6 protein-coding genes are annotated in these 7,179 nt (G+C 76.3%); 2 read left to right on the top strand and 4 right to left on the bottom strand.

Translation table 11 applies throughout. The features are described 5' to 3' along the window. Nucleotides 1-172 precede the first annotated feature (172 nt). Nucleotides 173-1,285: a TDT family transporter gene (locus tag UXQ13_RS19735; protein WP_225233404.1), complete on the bottom strand. Its 1,113-nt coding sequence runs from the start codon at nt 1,283-1,285 to the stop codon at nt 173-175. Between the two features lie 103 nt (nt 1,286-1,388). On the opposite strand from UXQ13_RS19735, the gene UXQ13_RS19730 reads away from it, so the two are divergent. After that, nucleotides 1,389-2,324: a LysR family transcriptional regulator gene (locus UXQ13_RS19730; protein WP_225233403.1), complete on the top strand. Its 936-nt coding sequence runs from the start codon at nt 1,389-1,391 to the stop codon at nt 2,322-2,324. Here the strand turns inward: UXQ13_RS19730 and UXQ13_RS19725 are convergent. Further along, nucleotides 2,303-3,217: an SCO6745 family protein gene (locus UXQ13_RS19725; RefSeq protein WP_225233402.1), complete on the bottom strand. Its 915-nt coding sequence runs from the start codon at nt 3,215-3,217 to the stop codon at nt 2,303-2,305. The genes UXQ13_RS19730 and UXQ13_RS19725 overlap by 22 nt on opposite strands. A 102-nt stretch (nt 3,218-3,319) precedes the next feature. On the opposite strand from UXQ13_RS19725, the gene UXQ13_RS19720 reads away from it, so the two are divergent. Continuing rightward, nucleotides 3,320-5,626, top strand: coding sequence for a transketolase-like TK C-terminal-containing protein (locus tag UXQ13_RS19720; protein ID WP_336392817.1), 2,307 nt, complete (start codon nt 3,320-3,322; stop codon nt 5,624-5,626). A gap of 3 nt (nt 5,627-5,629) precedes the next feature. Here UXQ13_RS19720 and UXQ13_RS19715 read toward each other — a convergent pair whose 3' ends face one another. Next, nucleotides 5,630-5,860, bottom strand: coding sequence for a hypothetical protein (locus UXQ13_RS19715; protein WP_225233400.1), 231 nt, complete (start codon nt 5,858-5,860; stop codon nt 5,630-5,632). Nucleotides 5,861-5,878: 18 nt separating this feature from the next. Continuing rightward, a complete protein-coding gene (gene ilvA, locus UXQ13_RS19710) occupies nt 5,879-7,114 on the bottom strand; it encodes a threonine ammonia-lyase IlvA (RefSeq protein WP_225233399.1) in 1,236 nt (411 codons plus the stop codon). Nucleotides 7,115-7,179 lie beyond the last annotated feature (65 nt).

Here is a 7,179-nt window from a genome sequence, read left to right as displayed (position 1 = left end):
TCACAAGATCACTGATCGCCTACGACCACTGATCCAATCGGACTTACTCATCTAGCCGCACCCCCGTCCCCCAGCGTTGATCAGGGGGGTGCACCACATTCCGTCCTCCTGCACCAGATCTGGTGCAGGAGGACGGACTTCGATCAGAGCCCCTGATCGACGCTGGGGTGGGTCAGGGCCGGAGCAGGACGCCGGACGCGATCCCGCGCCCGGTCCGGACGGCGACCGTCGCCCAGGCGACCAGCAGCCCGACGAAGAAGAGCACCGCGGCGACCTGCAGGAAGGTCTCCCCGGTGTGCGCGGCCAGCCCCGAGGTGCCGGTCACAAGGGTGCCGACCGGGAAGGTGAACGACCACCAGCCCAGGCTGAACGGCAGGTGGGCGCGCGCGGTCCGCACCGTCACGGTGGCGGCGACCCCGACCCACAGCAGGGCGAAGCCCCACAGCGGCAGGCCCAGCACGAGCCCGGCCGCGCGGAACGCGGTCGCGTAGGGCTCGGGCAGCGCCAGGTCGGCCTGGGCGCCGAGGTTGTTGGCGGCGGTGACCGCCTGGCCCAGCGGCCCGAGCACGATCCACAGCGTGGGCACCGCGGCGGCCGGGCCGATGCCGTGCCGGGCCAACCGCCCCCAGATCAGCGTGGTCACCGCGAACGCGGCCAGCAGGGACAGCCCGAACATCGACCAGCACAGGGTGAACAGCGTCGTCCGCAGCTGGCCGGCGGGCAGCTCCGGCACCAGCAGGGCGCCGGTGGCCGCGGAGACCATGGGTGGCACGACGGGCAGCAGCCAGCTGCCGGACGCCTCCCCGGACCGGCCGGGCCGGGTGAACAGCGCCACCGGGACGGCGACCGCGGTGACCAGCCCGCCCACCGTCCCCAGCACCCAGAGGACGGCGAACACCGCCAGCGCCGCCCGGGCCCCCACCAGGTCGCGGCCGACCAGCTGGGTGGCCGCGCCGAAGGCCAGCAGCCCCATCGGCGGGGCGCCGTAGGCGTGCACCATCACCGGGTCCGAGGCGTGCCCGCGGGCGGCCGCCGGGTGGTGCACCCAGTGCGCCGCGGTGGCCGCGACCAGGGCGACGAGCACCAGCGCGGCCAGCACCCAGACCGCCTGCGCCAGCAGGCGGAGCCCGGGGACCTGCACCGGCAGCGTGGCCGCGGCGGTCGCCACGATCGAGGTGCCCATCAGGGCGGCGAACCAGTTCGGACCGATGGCGGCCACGCCGGCCCACCGGGATCGGTCGAGGACCGGCGCGGGGGAGGGCTCGGCGGCGACGGTGCTGGTCATGGCTCCACGGTGCGCCCCCGCCGGCCGGTCCGGTAGGCACGGCGTGGGCGTGCATGCACAAGCCGTGCTTGTGCATCTGCGTCGCCGGACCTAGCCTCGCCGGGTGCCGCTGAGCCCGCACGTCCCGGACCTCGGCGCCCTCGAGCTGCTGCTCGACGTGGTCGCCACCGGCAGCATCGGCGCCGCCGGGCGGGTGCACGGCATCACCCAGCAGGCGGCCTCGGCGCGGCTGCGCGCGCTGGAGCAGCGGGCCGGGGTCGCCCTGCTGGACCGGCGGGCCCGCGGCACCCGGCTGACCGAGGCCGGCACGGCGTTCGCCGCCTGGGCGACTCGGGTGGTCGAGGCGGCGCACGACCTGGACGCCGGGCTCGCCGCGCTCCGGCACCAGGGCACCGCCCGGCTGCGGCTGGCCGCCAGCATGACGGTGGCCGAGCACCTGGTGCCGGGCTGGTTGGCCGCGCTGCGCGCGCGGGACCGCGCCGACCCGGTCCAGGTGACGCTCACCGCCACCAACAGCGCCGCGGTGGCCCAGCTGGTCCGCGACGGGGCGGTGGACCTCGGCCTGGTCGAGGGGCCGGAGCCCTTGGCCGATCTGTCCCGGCGCGTCGTCGGCACCGACCGGCTGGTGCTGGTGGTGGCCCCGGACCACCCCTGGGCCGCGCGGCGGAGCGTGTCGGCCGCCGTGCTGGCCCGCACCCCGCTGGTCACCCGGGAGGTCGGGTCGGGCACCCGCCATGCCCTGGAGCAGGCGCTCGCGTCGGCCGGGGCGTCGCCGTCCGCCGTCCCCACCATGGAGCTGAGCACCGCGACCGCCGTCCGGGAGTCGGTCCGGGCCGGGCTGGGGCCGGCCGTGCTGTCCCGGCTGGCGGTGGCGGCCGACCTGCGCGAGCAGCGGCTGGTCGAGGTCCCGGTCGCCGGGGTGGACCTGGCCCGTGAGCTGCGCGCGGTGTGGACCGGTCCGGCCCACTCCCCACCGGCGGGTCCGGCCCGCGACCTGGTGGCGATCGCCGCCCGGTCTCAGCCGGAGACGCGCTTGTAGGGGTCCGAGGGCGCCGAGCCGGCCGCCACCACCACGTCCGACCAGGCCGCCAGCTGCGCGGTGAGCGCGGGCAGGTCGTCGCCGACGGGGGCGAGCACCCGGTCCATCGCCGCGTCGGTGGCCTGCTCGATCCGGTCGCGCTCGGCCTGCCCGGTGGCGGTGAGCGCGCCGTCGGCGAGCCAGCCGCGCTCGCGCAGGTCGGCGTCGGCGGCGTCCATGACCTCGGCCGACCAGCCGCGGGTGCCGGCGTAGGCGCGCGGCTCCCAGCCGATCCAGTACTCCGTCACCAGGTTCATCTGGACGCCGGTCAGCCCGGCCGCGACGTTGGCCGCCTGGTGGGTGTCGCCGCGGTGCTCCCGCAGGATGTTCAGCGCGTGCCACAGCCGGCCCCAGGCGTCGTCCGGCCAGTCGAGCGACGCCAGGCCGGCCACCAGCGGGCGGCCGGCGACGTCGGACACGGCCACGTCGGTGGCCCGGCGCAGCTGGGCGACCGCGGCCTCGACCCCGCGGGTCGGGACGTCGCCGAGGACCTGGTGCAGCGAGGCCACCGCGCCCTGCTCGCGGGCGGCCAGCACGTCGGCGCGGGAGGCGATCCCGCGGGCCTGCTCGTACAGTGAGGTCACCAGCCCGGGCTCGAACACCCCGAACGCGGCGACGACCACCGGCGCGGTCGGCTCGCCCATCGGCGCGGTCCGGCCCCAGACGTAGCCGGTGAGGAACTCCAGGCCGAGCGCGGCGACCGCGTCGTAGGCCTGCCGGCCCCAGAACCCGATCGTGGCCAGCGGCTCCGCGGCGTCGCGCAGCGCCCGGGCCGGGCCGGTCGGCACGCGGGGCGCCGGGCGCCCGGGGGCGGGGTCGGACAGGAAGGCGGCCGACAGCTCGGCGTGGTCCACGGTGGCTCCCAGGGGTCGACCCGGACGACGGCGTCCTGGGCTGTGGCCGGGCGCACAACCCGCCCGCACCCTAGGCCGGTGCGGGTGGGCATGCTGGCGGGCATGACCGCGCACCCCGGCACCGACGACGCGACCCTCCGCCAGGTCGAGCAGCGGGTGCTGTGGCTGGCCAGCGCGATCGTCGACCACGCCAACCGGGTGCGGCCCAACCCCTCGGGGCTGAAGGTGGGCGGGCACCAGGCGTCGAGTGCGTCGATCACCACGATCATGACCGCGCTGTGGCTGGAGACGCTGGGCCCGGAGGACCGGGTGTCGGTGAAGCCGCACGCCTCGCCGGTGCTGCACGCCCTGGAGTACCTGCTGGGTCAGCTGCCGGCGGAGAAGCTGACCACGTTGCGGGAGTTCGGCGGGCTGCAGTCCTACCCGTCGCGGCTCAAGGACCCGGTCCCGGCGGACTACTCCACCGGCTCGGTCGGGATCGGGGCGACCGCGCCGATCTGGGGCGCGATCGCCCGCCGCTACGTCAACACCCAGTTCGGCACGGGCGGCGCGGGCCGCCAGTGGTCGCTGGTCGGGGACGCCGAGCTCGACGAGGGCGCGGTCTGGGAGGCCGTGGTCGACCCGATGGTCGCCGAGCTGGGCGAGGTCGTCTGGGTGGTCGACCTCAACCGGCAGTCCCTGGACCGGGTGGTGCCCACGTTCGGCGCGACCCGGCTGCAGGGCATGTTCGCCGCCGCCGGCTGGCAGGTGCTCACCGTCAAGTACGGCGCCCTGCTGGAGGAGCTGTTCACCCGGGACGGCGGCCCCGAGCTGCGCGACCGGATCGACACCATGACCAACCCGGAGTACCAGCGGATGCTCCGGCGCACCGCCGCCGAGCTGCGCGAGCACCTGCCCGGGGACGGCGAGGGCGCGGCAGCGGTGGCCGGGCTGATCGCCGGGGTGGCCGACGAGGACCTGGTGGCCGCCGTCCGAAACCTGGGCGGGCACGACCTGGCCGCGCTGCGTGCCGCGTTCGGCCAGATCGACGACACCCGGCCCACCGTGGTGCTGGCCTACACGCTCAAGGGCTACGGGCTGGCCACCGAGGGCCACCCGCAGAACCACTCCGCGCTGCTCAGCGAGGCCCAGCTGCACGAGCTGGCCGCCCGGGTCGGCGTGGACCCGGCCGACCCGTGGGCGCCGTTCGACCCGGGCTCCGCGCCCGCCGAGCTGCTGGCCGGGGCAGCCGCCCGGTTGCGGCGCACCGAGCACGAGGGCGCGAAGGCCCCGGCCGTCCCCAGCGACCTGGGCCGGACGCCGAGCGGGACGGCGACCACCCAGGCCGCGCTCGGTCGCACCTTGCTCGACCTCAACCGGGCCGCGCCCGAGGCCGGCGCCCGGGTGGTCACCGTCAGCCCCGACGTGTCGTCCTCGACGAACCTGGGCGGCTGGGTGAACAAGGTCGGCGTCTGGTCGGCCGAGGACCGCCGCGACTGGTTCTCCGACGACCCCGAGACGATCCTGCACTGGCGCGAGCGCCCGTCGGGCCAGCACGTCGAACTCGGCATCGCCGAGGTCAACCTGGTCGGGCTGATGGGCGAGCTGGGTTCCACGTGGAACCGGTGGGACCAGCCGCTGCTGCCGATCGGGGTCATGTACGACCCGTTCGTCTCCCGGGCGCTCGAGCCGTGGAGCTTCGGCGTCTACGCCGGCGGCCAGTCGATCCTGGTCGGCACGCCGTCCGGGGTGACGCTGGCCGGGGAGGGCGGGGCGCACCAGTCGATCACCACGCCGTCCATCGGCCTGGAGCAGCCCGGCGTCGTCACCTACGAGCCGGCGTTCGCCCTGGACACCGAGTGGTGCCTGCTGGCCTCGCTCGGCCGGCTGGGCCGGCCCGACGGCACCAGCGCCTACCTGCGGCTGTCCACCCGCCCGGTCGACCAGACGCTGGCCTCGGTCCCCGAGGACCCGGCCGCCCGCGAGCGCCGACGTCGCCAGGTGGTGGCCGGGGCGTATGCGCTGCGCCGGGTGACCGACCCGTCCGTCACGGTGGTGACGATGGGCGCCCTGGTCCCCGAGGCGCTGGCCGCCGCCGACCGGCTCGCCGGGCTGGGCCACCCCGCCGACGTGGTCGTGGTGACCAGCCCGGGGCTGCTGTTCCGCGCGCTGCAGGCCCGCCGCGGGCAGGACGACGCCCCGACCGCCGTCCTCGACCAGGCCTTCCCGGCCGAGCGGGCGACCCCGATGGTCACCGTGCTGGACGGGCACCCGCACACGCTGGCGTTCCTGGCCGGCGTCCACCGGGTGCCCGCGGTGCACCTGGGCGTGACCCGGTGCGGCCAGTCCGGCGACCTGGCCAGCGTCTACGCCCACCACGGCATCGACACCGACGCGGTCGTCGCCGCGGCGCTGGACCTCGTCGACTGAGCCTCAGCGCCCCCGGTTGCGGGGGTGCTGGCGGGCGGTGCGCTCGTTGCCGCGGGCGTAGTTGCCGGTCACCCGGGCCATCAGCTGCTGGGGGTCCGCCCCGGCGGCGACGTCGGCGAGGAACCGGGCGGCCGCGGCCCCGCGGAGGGTGGCCGCCGGTCGGCCGTGGTGGGTGACCTCGACGTCGCCGTCCTTGCGGACGCGGTGGTCGAAGCCCTCGGGGACGCCGGTCATCCCGGCATCCTGCCCGGGTCAGACCAGGAAGCGGTAGGCCGTCGTGCCGGGGGCCAGGTGCTGGATGCGCAGCGGACCGGCGGCGATCCGGGCCAGCAGCGGGGTGAGGCCGGTGGCGGCGCCGAGCTCGATGCCGACCAGCGCGGCGCCGGTCTCGCGGTTGTCACGCTTCTGGTACTCGAACAGCACTATGTCGTCGTCCGGGCCCAGCACCTCGTGCAGGAACCGGCGCAGCGCCCCGGGCTCCTGCGGGAACTCGACCAGGAAGTAGTGCTTGAGCCCGCGGTGCACGAGCGAGCGCTCGACCACCTCGGCGTACCGGCTGACGTCGTTGTTCCCGCCGGACAGCAGCGCCAGCACCGTCGTCCCCGGGTCGACGGTGACCACCCCGGACGCCAGGGCGGCGCCGGCGAGCGCCCCGGCGGGCTCGGCGATGACGCCGTCCACCTGGTACAGGTCGAGCATCTCGGTGCAGACCGCGCCCTCGGGCACCGCGACCACCTCGACCCCGGCGTCGCGCACGAGCGGGAAGGTGACCTCCCCGGCCCGGCGGACGGCGGCACCGTCGACGAAGGTGTCGATCTCGGCCAGCGTCACCGGTTCCCCGGCGACCAGCGCGGCGGCCATCCCGGCGGCCCCGGCCGGCTCCACGCCGACGACCCGGGTCCCGGGCGCGTGCTCGCGCAGCCAGGTCGCGCAGCCGGCCAGCAGGCCGCCGCCGCCGACCGGCAGGACGACGACGTCGGGCACCCGCGCCAGCTGGGCCAGGAACTCCACGGCCACGGTGGCCTGCCCGGCGACGGTGGACAGCGCGTCGAACGCCGGGACGACGACCGCGCCGGTGCGGGCGGCGAGGTCGGCGGCGACCCGGGCGGAGTCGTCGTAGGTGTCGCCGTCGACCAGCAGGGTGATCGCGTCCCCGCCGAGCGCGGCGATCCGCTGCCGCTTCTGCTTGGGCGTCGTCCCGGGGACGACGACCGTGCCGCGCACCCCCAGCGTCGCGCAGGCGTGCGCGAAGCCCTGCGCGTGGTTGCCGGCGCTGGCGGTGACCACGGCGCTGCCCCGGTCGAGCTGGGCGATCGTGTTGTAGGCGCCGCGCACCTTGTAGGAGCGGCCGACCTGCAGGTCCTCGCGCTTGAACCAGACGTCGGCGCCGGTGATGGCCGACAGCCGCGGGTTGCGCTGCACGGGGGTGCGCTCGGCGACCCCGGCCAACCGGCCGACGGCGTCCTCGACCAGCCGGGAGAAGCTCACGGGGGCCATCCTCCCCTCAGCGCCGCAGTTGATCATCGCCAGGTGCAGCCCGGACACGCCCAGGA

Origin of the sequence: Klenkia terrae (assembly GCF_037083865.1) — a bacterium.
GTDB classification, from domain to species: domain Bacteria; phylum Actinomycetota; class Actinomycetes; order Mycobacteriales; family Geodermatophilaceae; genus Klenkia; species Klenkia terrae.
Note: the sequence above shows the minus strand (reverse complement) of the source record. Positions and strands in the feature narration are given on the sequence as shown.